The organism is Xanthomonas boreopolis (assembly GCF_046529185.1).
Classification (GTDB): Bacteria; Pseudomonadota; Gammaproteobacteria; order Xanthomonadales; family Xanthomonadaceae; genus Pseudomonas_S; species Pseudomonas_S boreopolis.
Genome location: NZ_CP097162.1, coordinates 1112906 through 1128970 on the forward strand (window position 1 = coordinate 1112906; position 16065 = coordinate 1128970).

Consider the following 16065-nt stretch of genomic DNA (forward strand, 5'->3'; position numbering starts at 1 on the left):
AGATTACGCCAGGTCTGGCCGGGGCCGGACCAGGGGATGCCGTTGGACACCGTTGGGGTCGCGTGATCGCCTTCTCGGCTTTCGTGCGAAGTGGTTGCCAACCGAAAAAAAAACTGATTATTAATGCCGGGGTACAGAAGGCGCGTCCAAGTGCCCGCCGGCAGGGGAGTTTCCGTGGGGCTTATTTCCAAGGGGCAGTCGCCGCTCGTCGGCGTCGATATCAGTTCGAGCGCGGTAAAGCTCCTGCAGCTTTCCCGTAGCGGCAACCGTTTCCGTGTGGAGCACTACGCGGTCGAGCCGCTGCCGCCGAACGCCGTGGTGGAGAAGAACATCGTCGAGGTCGAGGCGGTCGGCGAGGCCATCCGCCGGGCGCTGAACCGGTCCGGGTCCAAGGCCAGGTTCGCCGCGGCCGCCGTGGCCGGCTCGGCGGTGATCACCAAGCTGATCCCGATGCCGGCCGAGCTGGACGAGCACGACATGGAGGCCCAGGTCGAGCTCGAGGCGACCAACTACATCCCGTACCCGATCGAGGAAGTGAACCTCGATTTCGAGGTGCTCGGCCCGATTCCCAACAATCCCGAGATGGTGCAGGTGCTGCTGGCGGCCTCGCGCTCGGAGAACGTGGAGTTGCGCCAGTCCGCGCTCGAGCTGGGCGGGCTCGCCGCCAAGGTGATGGACGTGGAGGCGTTCGCGGTCGAGAACGCCTTCGCGCTGGTCGCCAGCGAGCTGCCGGTGGCGCAGGACGCGGTCGTGGCGCTGGTCGACATCGGCGCGACGATGACCACGCTCAACGTGCTGCGCTCCGGGCGCAGCCTGTACAGCCGCGAGCAGGTGTTCGGCGGCAAGCAGCTCACCGACGAGGTGATGCGCCGCTACGGCCTGACCTACGAGGAGGCGGGGCTGGCCAAGCGCCAGGGCGGCCTGCCCGAGAGCTACGAGATCGAAGTGCTGGAGCCCTTCAAGGAGGCGACCGTCCAGCAGATCAGCCGCCTGCTGCAGTTCTTCTACGCCGGCAGCGAGTTCAACCGGGTCGACCACATCGTGCTGGCCGGCGGTTGCGCCGCGCTGGCCGGCCTGCCGGACATGGTGGAGGAGCAACTGGGCGTGGCGACCACCGTCGCCAACCCGCTGGCGCAGATGACGCTGGGGCCGAAGGTCCAGGCCCAGGCGCTGGCGCAGGACGCCCCGGCCCTGATGATCGCCACCGGTCTGGCCCTGAGGAGCTTCGACTGATGGCACGCATCAACCTGTTGCCCTGGCGCGCCGAGCGCCGCAAGCAGCGCGAGCGCGAGTTCTACTCGATGCTCGGCTTCGCCGCGCTGGCCGGCGTGTTGCTCTCCGCGCTGGTCTGGTTCTACTACGACCGGCAGATCGACGGCCAGAACGAGCGCAATGCCTACCTGACCGCCGAGATCGACAAGGTCAAGGCGCAGAACAAGGAAATCGACGAACTCGACAAGAAGCGCGACCGCCTGCTGGCGCGCAAGCGCGTGATCGAGGAGCTGCAGGCCAACCGCTCGCAGATGGTGCACCTGTTCGATTCGCTGGTGCGCACGATCCCCGACGGCGTGGTGCTGACCACGGTCAAGCAGGAGGGCGAGGTCCTGACCCTCGAAGGGCGCTCGCAATCCAACGCCCGCGTCAGCAACTACATGCGCAACCTCGAAGGCTCGGGCTGGATGACCAAGCCCGACCTGTCGATCATCGAGGCGAAGGCGCAGGACAAGACGGCCAATGCCGCGCCGGTGCTGGATACCAAGGCGCTGCCGTACGTGTTCACGCTGAAGGTCACGCTGGCCAACCCGAACCAGAAGGCCGAGGAACAGGCCGGGACCGAGCCGGGCAAGGCCGGCGCGGCGCCGGCGGGCGGCCAGCCGCAGCAGGGGGCAAAGTCGTGAGCCAGAAGAAATTCAGCATCAAGGACCTCGATTTCAACAACATCGGGATCTGGCCGCAGCAGGCGAAGATCGTCTTCTGCGCCCTGGTCGGGGTGTTCATCGTGGCCATGGCGTGGTTCCTGGTCATCAAGGGCAAGAGCGACGAGCTGGAAACCCTGGAGCAGCGCGAGGCGCAGCTGCGCGCCGACTTCGAGAAGGAGCAGGGGCGCGCGGTCAACCTGGAACCGTTGAAGCAGCAGCTGGCGCAGATGGAGCAGGTGCTGCAGCAGATGCTGCGCCAGCTGCCCAGCAGGACCGAGATGCCGGACCTGATCATCGACATCTCGCAGACCGCGCTGTCGAGCGGCCTGAACAACGAGCTGTTCCAGCCCGGCCCGGAGACGCCCAAGGAGTTCTACGCCGAGAAGCCGATCGCGTTGCGCATGGTGGGCAGCTACCACCAGTTCGGCGCCTTCGTCAGCGGCGTGGCGTCGCTGCCCCGCGTGGTGATCCTCACCATGCACGACATCAATCTCAAGCCCAAGGACCCCAAGAGCGGCATCACGCAGCGCGGGGCGCTGGAACTGTCCGGCACGGTCAAGACCTACCGCTACCTCGACGACGAGGAAATGGCGGAACAGGAGAAGGCCGCCGCCGAGACGGCCAAGAAGAACAACAAGAAGAGCTGAGGCATGAGCACGATGTCCTACGAGAGACTTTGTTGTGAGTCCCTCACCAAAGCGGCGCACGTCCCTGTGCGCGGACTCTTTTGTTGTGAGTCCCTCGCGAAAGCGGCGTACATCCCTGTACGCGGACTCTTTTCCTGCTTCGCTCTGGTGCTCTTGCTGGCCGGTTGCGCGCGCGGGGTGACCAGCACCCCGGGCGATGCCCCGAACCTGGAACGCTGGGTGGCCGAGGTCCGTGCGCGTCCCGCGCCGCCGCTGGAGCCGTTGCCGGTGATGCAGCAGTTCGAGACGTTCGAATACGCCGCGCAGGGCATGCGCGATCCGTTCGCCGACGCCTGGGTCAACCCCGACGGCGGCAACGGCCTGCGCCCGGATCCGAACCGGCGCAAGGAACCGCTTGAGGCTTTCCCGCTGGACAGCCTGGACATGGTGGGGACCATCGGCACCGGTCCGGGGCTGGTGGCGCTGGTGATGGCACCCGACAAGGTGACCTACCGGGTCCGGCCCGGTATCTACATGGGGCAGAGCGATGGGCGCGTGACCGGGGTGTCCGAAGACCACATCGACCTGATTGAACTGGTGCCGGATGGTGCGGGCGGCTGGCTGGAACGGCCGGCTTCGATCGCGCTCGATGATCAATGATTCGATAGGGGATAGCACGATGACTTTTTCCAAAGCCCTGGGCCTGCGTCCGGGCCGGCGCCGGACGACGATCCAGGCTTGCGCGTTGGGGTTCGCGCTCGCCCTGGCGAGCGGTGCCTCGTTCGCAGCCACCGGTGCGGCCGACCTCAACGCCCATGACCCGGCCAAGACGGTGCCGGCCAAGGTGTCGGTGTCCAAGATCGACTTCAAGCGCGGCGAGGACGGTTCCGGGCGCCTGATCCTGCAGTTCGACGGCCAGGGCGCGAGCCCGGACCTGCGCACGCAGGGCAACAGCGTGCTGGTCGAGGTCGGCAACGCGCGCCTGCCTGCCGAGCTGCAGAAACCGCTGAACGTCACCGACTTCGCCACGCCGGTGCAGCGCATCGACGCCAAGCCCCATGGCGGCGGCTCGCAGCTGGTGCTGAGCATCAACGCCCCGTTCGAGTCGCTGGCGTACCAGAGCGGCAACGAGTACGTGGTCGAGATCAGCCCGCGCAAGGGCCAGCCGGCGATGGGCGCGGTCACGGCCGAGTCGGTGAGCAAGGCCGCCGCGCAGATCGCCTCGCGCGGCTACAGCGGCCGCCCGGTGACGTTCAACTTCCAGGACGTGCCGGTGCGCACGGTGCTGCAGCTGATCGCCGAGGAATCCAATCTCAACGTCGTGGCCTCGGACACGGTGCAGGGCAACGTGACCCTGCGCCTGGTCAACGTACCGTGGGACCAGGCGCTGGACATCGTGCTGCGCGCCAAGGGCCTGGACAAGCGCCGCGACGGCAGCGTGATCTGGGTGGGCCCGCAGGCCGAGCTGGCCAAGTTCGAGCAGGACAAGGAAGACGCGCGGATCGCGATCGAGAACCGCGAGGACCTGATCACCGACTACATCCAGATCAACTATCACTCCGCATCGGCGATCTACAAGGCGCTGACCGAAGCCAAGGGCATCGGCGGCAGCAGCGGTGGCGGCGGTGGCAATGGCGGTAGCAGCCAGAACGAGAACGGCTTCCTGTCGCCGCGTGGTCGCCTGGTGGCCGACGAACGTACCAACACGCTGATGATCAGCGATATCCCGAAGAAGGTCGCGCAGATGCGCGAGCTGATCGACCACATCGACCGTCCGGTCGACCAGGTCCTGATCGAGGGGCGCATCGTCATCGCCACCGATACCTTCGCGCGAGATCTTGGAGCCAAGTTTGGCATTGGCGGTACGCATACCTACGGCGACAATGTTGCGACGATCGGCAGCAACGCTACTGGCGGCGGTACCGCCGCCACGCGTGGCCTCAACGTGAACCTGCCTGCCAGTGGCTTCACGACTGGTACATCGGTCCCGAGTCTGGCTTACACATTGCTGGGATCCAACTTCAACCTGGACCTGGAGTTGTCTGCGCTGCAGGAGGAAGGTCGTGGCGAGGTCATCTCCAACCCGCGCATCGTCACAGCCAACCAGCGAGAAGGCGTGATCAAGCAAGGCAAGGAAATCGGCTACGTCACCATCACCGGCGGCACGGCCGGTACGGCGGCCACCCCCAACGTGCAGTTCAAGGAAGTGCTGCTGGAACTCAAGGTCACGCCGACCATCACCAACGACAACCGCGTCTTCCTGAACATGAACGTGAAGAAGGACGAGGTCGAGCGCTACATAGAACTGTCCGGTTACGGCACGATTCCGGAAATCAATCGCCGCGAGATCAATACGGCGGTACTCGTCGACGATGGTCAAACAGTGGTCATCGGTGGCGTCTATGAATTCACGGATCGCAGCAGCGTAAGCAAGGTCCCGTTTCTGGGCGATGTGCCGTTCCTCGGCAACCTGTTCAAGAAGCGCGGCAAGAGCAAGCAGAAGGCGGAGTTGCTGGTCTTCGTCACGCCGAAGGTATTGCGTGTGGCCAAGGCCGGGGGCTGATCGACTTCGCTTCGGGATCGCGGAAGGGCCGCCGAGGCGGCCCTTCGCTTTTCCTGCATCCCGGCTGAGCGGCGAAGCGGCGGAATTGCCCCCGATGCTGAACCAAACCGGCGCGGATGGGTCAAACTGGGCCTATGAACATGCCTCCCCAGCTCCCTACCGAACCGTTGGGCGGCACCGGCGACGCCCGGTTGCACGCTGCCTTCATCGAGCTCCGTGACGCGCTGTCCGCGCGCATCATCGGCCAGGCCGGCCTGGTCGAGCGCCTGCTGATCGCCTTGCTGGCCGATGGCCACCTGTTGGTGGAGGGCGCGCCCGGCCTGGCCAAGACCACGGCGATCCGGGCACTGGCCTCGCGCCTGGAGGCGGATTTCGCGCGCGTCCAGTTCACGCCCGACCTGCTGCCGGCCGACCTCACCGGCACCGAGATCTGGCGCCCGCAGGAAGGCCGCTTCGAGTTCGTGCCGGGGCCGATCTTCCACCCCATCCTGCTTGCCGACGAGATCAACCGCGCGCCGGCCAAGGTGCAGTCGGCGCTGCTGGAGGCGATGGGCGAGCGCCAGGTCACGGTGGGCCGGCACACCTATGCACTGCCGCCGCTGTTCCTGGTGATGGCCACGCAGAACCCGATCGAGCAGGAGGGCACGTTCCCGCTGCCGGAGGCGCAGCTGGACCGCTTCCTGATGCACGTGCGGATCGGCTACCCGCAGGCCGAGGCCGAGGCCGAGATCCTGCGGCTGGCGCGCGACAGCGCGCGCGAGGTGCTCGACCGGGCCGAGCATGCGCCGGCGAAGATGCCGCTGGAAGACGTGTACGCGGCGCGCCGCGAGGTGTTGTCGCTGCACGTGGCGCCGCAGCTGGAACGCTACCTGATCGAGATCGTGCTGGCCTCGCGCGACGCGCAGCGCTACGACGCGGCGCTGGCGCGCCGGATCGCCTGGGGCGCCAGCCCGCGTGGATCGATCGCGCTGGAACGCTGCGCCCGGGCGCGTGCGTGGCTGGCCGGGCGCGACTACGTCACGCCCGACGATGTGCGCGCGGTGGCGCCGGACGTGCTGCGGCACCGCGTGCTGCCCAGCTACGAGGCGGTCGCCGAGGGCTGGGACGGCGAGCGGCTGGTGCAGGCGTTGCTCGACCAGGTGCCGCTGCCGTGAGCATGCGCTGCGACGGCGGTGCACGGCCGGTGGCGGGCGTGTCGATCGGATGAGATGGGCGTGACGTTGGCGAACGTTCTTTCCGGACAGATGGCCGGATCCGACGGCCTCCGGCCCACGTTGGCCGAACTGGCGGCGCTGCAGCGGAGCGCCGTGCGGCGGCCGCCGCCGCGGCGCGGCCGGTACGGCATGGCCGGGCCTGCCCCGGCACCGCAGCGCGGGCGCGGGATGGAGTACGCCGAATCGCGCGAGTACGTGCCTGGCGACGACGCGCGCCACATCGACTGGCGCGTCACCGCGCGCAGCGGCCGGGCGCATACCAAGCTGTTCCAGGCCGAGCGCGAACAGCTCAGCCTGATCGTCGCCGATACCGCGCCCGCGCTCTATTTCGGTACCCGGGTGCGCTACAAGTCGGTCCAGGCCGCGCGCGCGGCCGCGGTCGCGGCATGGGCGGCGCAGCGGCGCGGCGATCGCATCGCGGCGTTGCGCGGGAGCCTGGCCGAGGCGCCGGTCGCGCCCGCGACCGGCCAGCGTGGCGTGCTGCGGGTGCTGGATGCATTGGTGCGCTGGTATGCGCAGCCGCCGCGCGAGGATGCCGGGCTTCCGGTCGCGCTCGACCATGCCGGGCGGCTGCTGCGGCCGGGCGCACGCCTGTACGTGTTCGCCGATCCGGCGAGCGCGGGTGCGGTGCCGCTGGCGCGTTGGGCCGCATTGGCGGCGCACCACGACGTCACCGCCGTGCTGCTGGTCGATCCGCTCGAAACGGCGCCGCCCTCGCAGGCACTCGCGTTCATGGCCGGCGATGCGCAGGTGCAGGTCGACCTGGGAAGCGTCGAGGGCATGCAGCGCTGGCACCAATGTTTCGGCGAGGCGGCGGCGTCGTTGCAGCGCGAGCTGGCGGCGCGGGGCGTGCGCGCGCACCTGCTGTCCACGCCCGATCCCAGCGATGCCTGGATGGGCGGCGGCGTCCGGGAGGGCGTTCCGCAATGAGCCCGGCGCAGCTGCCGTTGCGGGACGTCCACCTGCCGCCCGCGCCGTCGTGGTGGCCGCCGGCGCCGGGCTGGTGGATCGTGTTCGGGATCCTCGCGCTGCTCCTCGGCGTTGCGTCGGCATGGTGGTGGCGCCGGCGGCGGCAGCGTGCGCGCTGGCTGGCGTCGTTCGACCGCGAAATCGCGGCCGCGCCGGACGATGCCGGCCGCCTGGCCGCGTTGTCCTCGCTGCTGCGCCGGGCTGCGCGCCGGGTCGAGCCGGGGGCGGACCGCTTGCAGGGCGAAGCGTGGTTGCGGCTGCTCGACGGCGCCAAGCGGCGCGACTTCAGCCAGGGCATCGGGCGGGTGTTGCTGGAAGGCGGCTTCCAGCGCGATCCGCAGGTCGAACGGCTGGCGCAGGTCGAGGCGTTGGTGCGCCGGCGCTTCGTCGAACTGATGGCGGGGCGGCGATGAACGGCTTCGATCCGGCGCAATGGCAGCCGTGGTTCTCGCAGTTCGCCTGGCCGTGGGCCTGGGCGCTGCTGCCGCTGCCGTTGCTGATGCGCCTGCTGCCGCGTCGGGCCGAACGCCAGGCGGCGCTGAAGGTGCCGTATCCGGAACGGATCCGCGAACTGGCGCAGGCGACGACGCTGTCGCACCTGCGTCCGGGACGCTGGCTGGCCTGGTTGGCCTGGGCGCTGCTGTGCGCGGCCCTGGCGCGCCCGCAGGTGCTCGGCGAGCCCATCAGCCCGCCCCAGCAGGCGCGGCAGATGATGCTCGCGGTGGACCTGTCCGGCAGCATGAGCGAACCGGACATGGAGCTGGGCGGCCGCGTCGTCGACCGGCTGACCGCGGCCAAGGCGGTGCTGGCCGATTTCCTCGACCGCCGCGAGGGCGACCGGGTCGGCCTGCTGGTGTTCGGGCAGAAGGCGTATGCGCTGACGCCGCTCACCGCCGACCTCGCTTCGGTGCGCGACCAACTGCGCGACAGCGTGGTCGGGCTGGCCGGGCGCGAGACCGCGCTGGGCGACGGGATCGCGTTGTCGGTCAAGCGCCTGCGCGACCAGCCGAGCGGGCAACGCGTCCTGATCGTGCTCACCGATGGCGTCAATACCGCCGGCGTGCTCGATCCGCTCAAGGCCGCCGAGCTGGCCAAGGCCGAAGGCGTGCGGGTGTACACGATCGCCTTCGGCAGCGATGGCGGCGGCATGTCGCTGTTCGGCATTCCCGTGCAGGCCGGCGACGAGGACCCAGTGGACGAGAAGACCCTGCGCGCGGTCGCCGAGCAGACCGGCGGGCGTTTCTTCCGCGCCCGCGATACCGCGGGATTGGCGCAGATCTACGCCGAGCTCGACCAGCTCGAGCCGGTCGCCGCCGCGGCGCCCGCGGTGCAGCCGCGGATCGAACGCTATGCATGGCCGCTGGCGGCGGCGCTGGTGCTGGCCGGCTTGGCTTTCGTGTTGCCGGCGAGGTGGCGATGAACGCCGCGCTGCAGGACTGGAACGCCTTCCTGGGCGCGCTGCATTTCCTGCGCCCGGGCTGGCTGTGGGCGTTGCTCGCGGTACCGCTGGCGGTCGCGCTGTGGGTGTTGCGCCGGCGTCGTGGCGAGGTGTGGAAGCACAACGTCGATGCGCACCTGTTGCCGCACCTGCTGGTTCCGGGCACGCGGCGCGCCTGGGGCGGGCTGGTCGCGCTGGTGCTGGGCACGGTGCTGGCGATCCTGGCTTTGGCCGGGCCGAGCTGGCGCCAGCAGGAACAGCCGCTGTATCGCCCGCACCAGCCTTTGGTGATCGCCCTCGACCTGTCCACCAGCGCGCTGGCCGGCGATCTGCCGCCGTCGCGATTGCTGCAGGCGCGCGCGAAGCTGGCCACGCTGCTGCGCGAGCGCCGCGGCGGCGACGTCGCGTTGCTGGCGTATGCCGGCGAGAGCTTCACGGTGGCGCCGCTGACCGAGGACGCGGCCAACGTCGCGCTGTTCCTCGATGCGCTGTCGCCGGACGTGATGCCGGTGGACGGCAAGCGGGCCGATCGCGCGATCGAGGCGGCGGCGTCCCTGCTGGCGCAGGCGGGCTACCGCCAGGGCGACATCCTGCTGCTGACCGACCAGGCCGATGCGCGCACGCGCGCCGCGGCCGCGGCGGCGCTGCAACGGGGTTTCCGCGTGTCCGCGCTGGGCCTGGGCACCGCAAATGGCAGCGCCTACCGCGATCTGCAGGGACGGATCGAGCAGGCGCGCCTGGACGAGGACGCGTTGCGGGCGCTGGCCGGCAGCGGCGGCGGCCGCTATGCACGCCTGACCGTCGACGACGCCGACCTGCGCAGCCTGGGCGTGCTGGATCCGGCACGGGCGCAGGCGGGAGCCGATGCGTCGTCCAATGGCCAGGCCTGGCTCGACGATGGCTACTGGCTGCTGCCGCCGGTGATGCTGCTGGCCCTGCTGGCGTTCCGCCGGCGCGGGGTCGCGGCCTCCGTGCTGGCGTTGGGCCTGTGCCTGCCGCTGGCCTTTCCGGCGCGGGCCGCCGACGAGGGCGGCTGGTGGCGCCGTGCCGACCAGGTGCGGCAGCAGCGCATCGAGCAGGGCGTGCAGGCGTATCGCAAGGGCGATTTCGCGCGCGCGCAGCAGGCGTTCGACGGCATCGACAGCGACGAGGCGCAGTACAACCTCGGCAATGCGCTGGCGAGGCAGGGGCGCTACGACGATGCCATCGCCGCTTACGACCGCGCGCTCGCGTTGCACCCGGGCATGCCCGACGCCGTCGCCAACCGCGCCGCGGTCGAGGCAGCGCGCAAGCGCCGGCAGAACGGCCAGAAGCAGGGCCAGTCGGGCCAACAGGAGGGACGGCAGCCGCCATCCTCGTCGTACCCCGGCAATGGCACGTCGCAACCGCCGCAGGACGCACGCGACCGGTCGTCGCAGCAGGACGATGGGCAGGCGCCCTCGCAGCAGGACGATCCTCGGCAGGACAAGCCGCAGGACGGCCAGGGCCGCAACGGCAAGGAACCGCCGCCGCAGGACCCGAAGGCCGAGGATGCCCAGGCGCAGCAACAGGCCAACCGGGCGCAGCAGCAGCGCATGCAACAGGCCCTGGACCGGCAGGACCCGGCGCGCAAGCAGGACGCGGCGGCGATGCGGGCGGATGAAACGCCGCAGCAGCGCGAGCAGCGCCAGGCGGTCGAGGCATGGATGCGGCGCGTGCCGGACGATCCGGGCAGCCTGCTGCGGGCCAAGTTCCGGCTCGAATACGAACGCAAGCAACGGGAAGGGCAATGAATCCTCGGCAAGCCTCGTCGACATGGGGATGGATGCCGTCCGTGCTGCTGCTGGCGCTGGCCGGCGCGGCGCAGGCGGAAACGCGCGCCTGGCTCGACCGCGATGCGGTGGCCGTCGGCGAGCCGGTCACGCTCAACATCGAGACCGACCAGGGCTCGGTGGTGCCCGATTACTCGCCGTTGCGCGGCGATTTCTCGCTCAGCGGCGAGAGCAGCAGCCGGCAGATGCAGGTGGTGAACGGGGCGATGTCGGTGCGCGCGCTGTTCGGCGTCGTGCTGACGCCGCGGCGTGCCGGCGACCTGGCGATCCCGGCGCTGCGGGTCGGCGGCGAGACCACCGCACCGCTGCGGCTGCGCGTCTCCGGCGACGCGCGGGACGCCGCGCCGGCGGCCGTGCAGGGCAACGAGCGGGTGTTCGTCGAGACCGTCGTGGACGACAAGCAGCCTTACGTGCAGCAGAGCGTGGGCGTGGTGGTGCGGCTGTACTTCGCCACCCAACTGGCCTCGGGCGAACTGGACCTGGCCACGCCGGACGGCGCCTCGCTGCAGCGTGTCGGCGACGACGTCAGTTCGGTGAAGACGGTCAACGGCCGCCAGTACAACGTGGTCGAACGGCGCTTCCTGCTGGTGCCCGAGCGCAGCGGTCCGCTGACCTTGCCGGGCGCACGGTTCGACGGCCGCGCGATAGGCGGCTTCTTCGACGATTTCTTCGATCGCGGGAGCGGCACGTTGAGCGCCCGCGGCGCCAGCCAGACGCTGCAGGTGCGTGCGCAGCCGGACGACGCGCCGCAGCCATGGCTGCCGCTGCACGACCTGCGCCTGCGCTATACCGCCACGCCGCAGCAGGCCATCGCGGGGCAGGCGGTGCAGGTGGTGGTGGAGGCCACCGCCGAAGGCGCGACCCGATCCCAGTTCCCCGACCTGCCGACGCCGACCGTGGCCGATGCCCAGGTATTCGCCGAGCCGGCGCAGTACGACGAGCGCTTCGTCGGCGGCACGCCGCAGCTAAAACTCACCCGTCGCTATTCGATCGTGCCCAACCGGGCCGGCGCGCTGGTGGTGCCTGGCCTGCGCATGGACTGGTGGGACGTGGCGGCCGGTGCCGCGCGCGAGGCGCGCCTGCCCGACATCAAGCTGCAGGTGGCGCCCGGCAGCGGTGGCTTCGCCACGCCGCCACCGCCGGTGCCGGCGCAGTCCGCGCCGGCTGAAGCGAGCGCGCGAGCGCTTGGCAACGACGTGGAGGCTGGCGCGGCCGCGCCGCGGCCATGGCGCTGGATCGGCCTGGCCGGCCTGTTCGCGTTGCTCTGGCTGGCGACGCTGGCCTGGGCGCTGGTGCGCCGCCCGGCCGCGCGCGCGCCGGCTGCGGCCGTGGCGAACGGGTCGGGCGCCACGCCGGCGCCGCGCTACGCCCTGGCCGACCTGCGCCGCGCGCTGGACGCCGACGGCCTGGACGAGGTCGGGCGGGTGCTGTGCGCGATGGGCGGCGTGCCCGACCTGGACCAGGTCGTGGCGAAGCTGGATTCCGCGCCGCAGCGCGAGGCCATCGTGCGCCTGCAGCGGGCGCGCTGGGCCGGCGAGGGCGACGTGGCCGGCGCCCGCCAGGCCTTGCGCGAAGCGTTCCGGCAGGGGCCGCAGTGGCGCGCCGCCGCACCCCGGGAGCAGGACGCGCTGGAATCGCTGTATCCGCGGTGATCGCGGAGGGTCCGCTCTCGTGCAGGAGCAGCTTTTGTGGGAGCGGCTTCAGCCGCGATGAGGCGGTATCGGTAAGGCCTCATCGCGGCTGAAGCCGCTCCCACAGGGGGCTTGCGCGGGAGGGTTGGCGTGACCTGGGTCCCGGTGGGGTTGGGCGCGTCCGGCCCGGCGGCCGGGCCGGGCCTGCTAAGCTCGCGGTTTGTTCAGCCGACAGCAGGTAATGCCGATGACCCCAGCCCCCTCCACGCCTCGCAAGAAGCTTCCGCTGCATTGGAAGATGGGCATCGGCTTCGGCGTCGGCCTGCTGCTGGGACTGGTGAGCTACTACCTGGCCGGGGACGCCGGCTGGGTGCGCGGGGTGACCACCTGGGTCACCACGCCGCTGTCCAAGCTGTTCCTCAACCTGATCTTCATGCTGATCGTGCCGCTGCTGTTCTCGGCGCTGGTGATGGGCGTGACCGAGATGGGCGACATCCGCGCGCTCGGCCGGATCGGCTGGAAGACCCTGGGCTACACCGTGGTGTTGTCCGGCGTGGCCGTGCTGCTGGGGCTGGTGCTGGTCAACGTGCTCAAGCCGGGCGCGGGCGTGGACCCGCAGCTGGCGCAGCAGTTGCTGGCCGAGAACGCCGAGCGCAGCCGCGAGATCGTCGCCTCCAGCGGCACCCAGCCCAAGGGCATGGACATGCTGATGTCGATCGTGCCGAGCAACGTGGTCGAGGCGGCCTCCAGCAACGGCGCGATCCTGTCGCTGATGTTCTTCGCGGTGATGTTCGGCGTCGGCATGGTGCTCGCGCCGCAGGACAAGGTGGATACGCTCCGGCGCGGCATCGAGGGCGTGTTCGAGATCTCGATGACGCTGATCGGGCTGGTGATCCGCCTGGCGCCCTACGCGGTGGCCTGCTTCATGTTCAACCTGGCCGCGCTGTTCGGCTTCGACCTGCTGGTGAAGCTGGGCGCCTATGTCGGCGTGGTGGTGCTGGCGCTGGGCCTGCACATGGTGGTCAGCTACGGGCTGGCGGTGTGGTTCGCCGGACGCTCGCCGCTGCGCTTCTTCCGCGAGACGCAGGAGGCGACGGTGATGGCGTTCTCGACCGCCTCGAGCAATGCCACGCTGCCGACCGCGTTGCGCGTGGCCGACCAGATGGGGCTGCCGCACAAGGTATCGCGCTTCGTGCTGACGGTGGGCGCGACCGCCAACCAGAACGGCACCGCCTTGTTCGAGGGCGTGACGGTGATCTTCCTGGCGCAGTTCTTCGGCGTGGAGCTGAGCCTGTGGCAGCAGTTCACGGTGATGCTGGTGTGCATCCTCGGCGGCATCGGCACGGCCGGCGTGCCGTCCGGTTCGCTGCCGGTGGTGGCGCTGATCTGCGCGATGGTGGGCGTCAACCCGGTCGGCATCGGCCTGATCCTGGGCGTGAACCACTTCCTGGACATGTGCCGGACCGCGCTCAACGTCACCGGCGACCTGGCCCTGACCACGCTGGTGTCCAAGGGCGAGAGCGACGAGGCGGAAAAGCCGGGATCCGGGGCGCAGGGACCCGGGAAGAGCGTCGGTGCGGAGGGAGCCGCGTGAAGGCCCCGTCGCGGCCTGCGCCGTTCTTGCAAGCACGAAAGCAGGGGATGCTGGTGGAAGCGGCTTCGGCAGCCACTCCATCGGCGTAGGCGTTTGCGGGACCCGGAACCCGGGTCCGGCTTCTCATGACTTATCCGGACAGGGGTGGGACAATGTAGGGCCCGGGCGCCCTGCGGCGCCCATCCCGTCGCCTCCGGAACCTCCCTCGCCGCTCATGACCCAGCCCACCCGCCGCCAGCTGGCCAACGCCATCCGTTTCCTCGCCGCCGATGCGGTGCAAGCCGCCAACTCCGGCCATCCCGGCATGCCGATGGGCATGGCCGACATCGCCGAAGTGCTGTGGAACGACTTCCTCCGCCACAACCCGAACGACCCGAAGTGGTTCAACCGCGATCGCTTCGTGCTGTCCAACGGCCACGGCTCGATGCTGCAGTACGCGCTGCTGCACCTGTCCGGCTACGACCTGCCGCTGGACGAACTCAAGCGCTTCCGCCAGCTGCACAGCAAGACCGCCGGGCATCCCGAGCGCAGCGAGACCCCCGGGGTGGAGACCACCACCGGCCCGCTCGGCCAGGGCTTCGCCAACGCGGTCGGCTTCGCGCTGGCCGAGAAGCTGCTGGCGCAGCGCTTCAACCGCCCCGAGCACGAGATCGTCGACCACCGCACCTGGGTGTTCATGGGCGACGGCTGCCTGATGGAAGGCGTCTCGCACGAGGCCGCCTCGTTGGCCGGCACCTGGGGCCTGGGCAAGCTGACCGCGTTCTGGGACAACAACCACATCTCGATCGACGGCAACACCGAAGGCTGGTTCACCGACAACACGCCGGAGCGCTTCGAGGCCTATGGCTGGCACGTGATCCGCGACGTGGACGGCCATGACCCGGACCAGATCAAGGCCGCGATCGAGGCCGCCCTGGCCGAGGAAGGCAAGCCGACGCTGATCTGCTGCCGCACCGTCATCGGCTTCGGCTCGCCGAACAAGGCCGGCAAGGAATCCTCGCACGGCGCCGCGCTGGGCAAGGACGAGCTGGAGGCCACCCGCAAGGCGCTGGACTGGCCGTACGGCCCGTTCGAGATCCCGCAGGAAATCTACGACGGCTGGCGCGCCACCGGTGCCGGCGCGCTGCGCCAGGCCGAGTGGGAGCAGGCGTTCGACAAGTACGCGCGCCAGTACCCGGCCGAGGCCGCCGAGCTGACCCGCCGCTCGCATGGCGAACTGCCGACCGCGTTCCTGGCCGAGGCCGATGCGTTCATCGCCAAGGTCCAGGCCGACGGCCCGACCATCGCCTCGCGCAAGGCGTCGCAGAACACCATCGAGGCGTTCGCGCCGCTGCTGCCGGAACTGGTCGGCGGCTCGGCCGACCTGGCGCATTCCAACCTGACCTTGTGGAAGGCCAGCAAGTCGGTCGCCACCGACGACCCGAACGCTAACTACGTCTACTACGGTGTGCGCGAGTTCGGCATGACTGCGATCGCGAACGGCCTGGCGCTGCATGGCGGCTTCATCCCGTTCGACGCGACGTTCCTGGTGTTCAGCGACTACGCGCGCAACGGCGTGCGCATGAGCGCGCTGATCCCGGCGCACGCGATCCACGTCTACACCCACGATTCGATCGGCCTGGGCGAGGACGGCCCGACCCACCAGCCGGTCGAGCACCTGGCCTCGCTGCGCTACATCCCCAACAACGACGTGTGGCGCCCGTGCGACGCGGTCGAGTCGGCCGTGGCCTGGAAGGCGGCGATCCTGCGCAAGGACGGCCCGAGCTGCCTGGTGTTCAGCCGCCAGAACCTGCAGCACCAGCCGCGCAGCGCCGAGCAGGTGAGCCTGATCGAGCGCGGCGGCTACGTGCTCGCCGACAGCGAAGGCCACCCGGAGGTGATCCTGATCGCCACCGGCTCGGAGGTCGGCCTGGCGGTGGAAGCGAAGAAGACGCTGGACGCCGAAGGCATCAAGACGCGCGTGGTGTCGATGCCTTCGACCGACGTGTTCGAGCGCCAGGACGCGGCCTACCGCGAGGCGGTGCTGCCGAACGCGGTGCGCAAGCGCGTGGCGGTGGAAGCCGGCGTCACCGGCTTCTGGCGCCAGTACGTGGGCCTGGACGGCGCGGTGGTCGGCATCGACACCTTCGGCGCCTCGGCGCCGGCCGACGAGCTGTACAAGCACTTCCGCATCACCGCCGCGCACGTGGTGGAAGCGGCCAAGGCGCTGTAAGCCCGGGCTGCCTTCGATCCGGCGATGCTCGAGAAGGGCCGGCGCAAGCCGGCCCTTCGACCTTGGCGGGATCGCCGCGCCCGCCGGC

Annotated in this window: 12 protein-coding genes and 1 pseudogene; all 13 read left to right on the plus strand. The window is 70.0% G+C overall.

The window, feature by feature from the left end:
* The first annotated feature begins 174 nt into the window (after positions 1-174).
* The 13 genes and pseudogenes from M3M27_RS04960 to tkt all read left to right on the plus strand — a co-directional run bounded on the left by M3M27_RS04960 (position 175) and on the right by tkt (position 15977).
* On the plus strand, positions 175-1233 hold the full coding sequence (locus M3M27_RS04960) for a pilus assembly protein PilM (RefSeq protein WP_140719477.1): 1059 nt from the start codon (positions 175-177) through the stop codon (positions 1231-1233).
* A pseudogene (locus tag M3M27_RS04965) lies at positions 1233-1877 on the plus strand (PilN domain-containing protein); the annotation flags it as partial. The gene M3M27_RS04960 and the pseudogene M3M27_RS04965, both read left to right, overlap by 1 nt.
* Positions 1878-1894: 17 nt before the next feature.
* On the plus strand, positions 1895-2566 hold the full coding sequence (locus M3M27_RS04970; RefSeq protein WP_434027346.1) for a type 4a pilus biogenesis protein PilO: 672 nt from the start codon (positions 1895-1897) through the stop codon (positions 2564-2566).
* Between the two features lie 3 nt (positions 2567-2569).
* Complete coding sequence (locus M3M27_RS04975) at positions 2570-3205, plus strand: pilus assembly protein PilP (protein ID WP_434027347.1); 636 nt, start codon at positions 2570-2572, stop codon at positions 3203-3205.
* 19 nt (positions 3206-3224) lie between these two features.
* Entirely contained in the window at positions 3225-5108 is a 1884-nt protein-coding gene (locus M3M27_RS04980; RefSeq protein WP_434027348.1) for a type IV pilus secretin PilQ, read from the plus strand.
* 134 nt (positions 5109-5242) lie between these two features.
* Complete coding sequence (locus M3M27_RS04985; protein WP_434027349.1) at positions 5243-6262, plus strand: AAA family ATPase; 1020 nt, start codon at positions 5243-5245, stop codon at positions 6260-6262.
* Between the two features lie 90 nt (positions 6263-6352).
* Complete coding sequence (locus tag M3M27_RS04990) at positions 6353-7252, plus strand: DUF58 domain-containing protein (protein WP_434027955.1); 900 nt, start codon at positions 6353-6355, stop codon at positions 7250-7252.
* Positions 7249-7704 (plus strand): DUF4381 domain-containing protein, encoded by a 456-nt coding sequence (locus M3M27_RS04995; RefSeq protein WP_434027350.1) that lies wholly within the window; start codon positions 7249-7251, stop codon positions 7702-7704. The genes M3M27_RS04990 and M3M27_RS04995 overlap by 4 nt, the downstream gene beginning before the upstream one ends.
* Complete coding sequence (locus M3M27_RS05000; protein WP_140719463.1) at positions 7701-8711, plus strand: vWA domain-containing protein; 1011 nt, start codon at positions 7701-7703, stop codon at positions 8709-8711. The genes M3M27_RS04995 and M3M27_RS05000 overlap by 4 nt, the downstream gene beginning before the upstream one ends.
* Positions 8708-10501, plus strand: a complete 1794-nt coding sequence (locus M3M27_RS05005) for a tetratricopeptide repeat protein (RefSeq protein WP_434027351.1) — start codon at positions 8708-8710, stop codon at positions 10499-10501. Before M3M27_RS05000 ends, M3M27_RS05005 begins: the two co-directional genes overlap by 4 nt.
* On the plus strand, positions 10498-12192 hold the full coding sequence (locus M3M27_RS05010; RefSeq protein ID WP_434027352.1) for a BatD family protein: 1695 nt from the start codon (positions 10498-10500) through the stop codon (positions 12190-12192). Before M3M27_RS05005 ends, M3M27_RS05010 begins: the two co-directional genes overlap by 4 nt.
* Positions 12193-12418: 226 nt before the next feature.
* A complete protein-coding gene (locus M3M27_RS05015) occupies positions 12419-13765 on the plus strand; it encodes a dicarboxylate/amino acid:cation symporter (RefSeq protein ID WP_434027353.1) in 1347 nt (448 codons plus the stop codon).
* A 214-nt stretch (positions 13766-13979) separates the two neighbouring features.
* Positions 13980-15977: a transketolase gene (gene tkt / locus M3M27_RS05020; protein WP_140719454.1), complete on the plus strand. Its 1998-nt coding sequence runs from the start codon at positions 13980-13982 to the stop codon at positions 15975-15977.
* Positions 15978-16065: the final 88 nt, after the last annotated feature.

Bases quoted from the DNA above. Each gene is read 5' to 3' on its own strand.
- M3M27_RS05005 (WP_434027351.1), top strand. From the start codon at position 8,708: ATGAACGCCGCGCTGCAGGACTGGAACGCCTTCCTGGGCGCGCTGCAT.
- M3M27_RS04985 (WP_434027349.1), top strand. From the start codon at position 5,243: ATGAACATGCCTCCCCAGCTCCCTACCGAACCGTTGGGCGGCACCGGC.
- M3M27_RS04990 (WP_434027955.1), top strand. From the start codon at position 6,353: ATGGCCGGATCCGACGGCCTCCGGCCCACGTTGGCCGAACTGGCGGCG.
- M3M27_RS05010 (WP_434027352.1), top strand. From the start codon at position 10,498: ATGAATCCTCGGCAAGCCTCGTCGACATGGGGATGGATGCCGTCCGTG.
- tkt (WP_140719454.1), top strand. From the start codon at position 13,980: ATGACCCAGCCCACCCGCCGCCAGCTGGCCAACGCCATCCGTTTCCTC.
- M3M27_RS04995 (WP_434027350.1), top strand. From the start codon at position 7,249: ATGAGCCCGGCGCAGCTGCCGTTGCGGGACGTCCACCTGCCGCCCGCG.
- M3M27_RS04980 (WP_434027348.1), top strand. From the start codon at position 3,225: ATGACTTTTTCCAAAGCCCTGGGCCTGCGTCCGGGCCGGCGCCGGACG.
- M3M27_RS04975 (WP_434027347.1), top strand. From the start codon at position 2,570: ATGAGCACGATGTCCTACGAGAGACTTTGTTGTGAGTCCCTCACCAAA.
- M3M27_RS05000 (WP_140719463.1), top strand. From the start codon at position 7,701: ATGAACGGCTTCGATCCGGCGCAATGGCAGCCGTGGTTCTCGCAGTTC.
- M3M27_RS05015 (WP_434027353.1), top strand. From the start codon at position 12,419: ATGACCCCAGCCCCCTCCACGCCTCGCAAGAAGCTTCCGCTGCATTGG.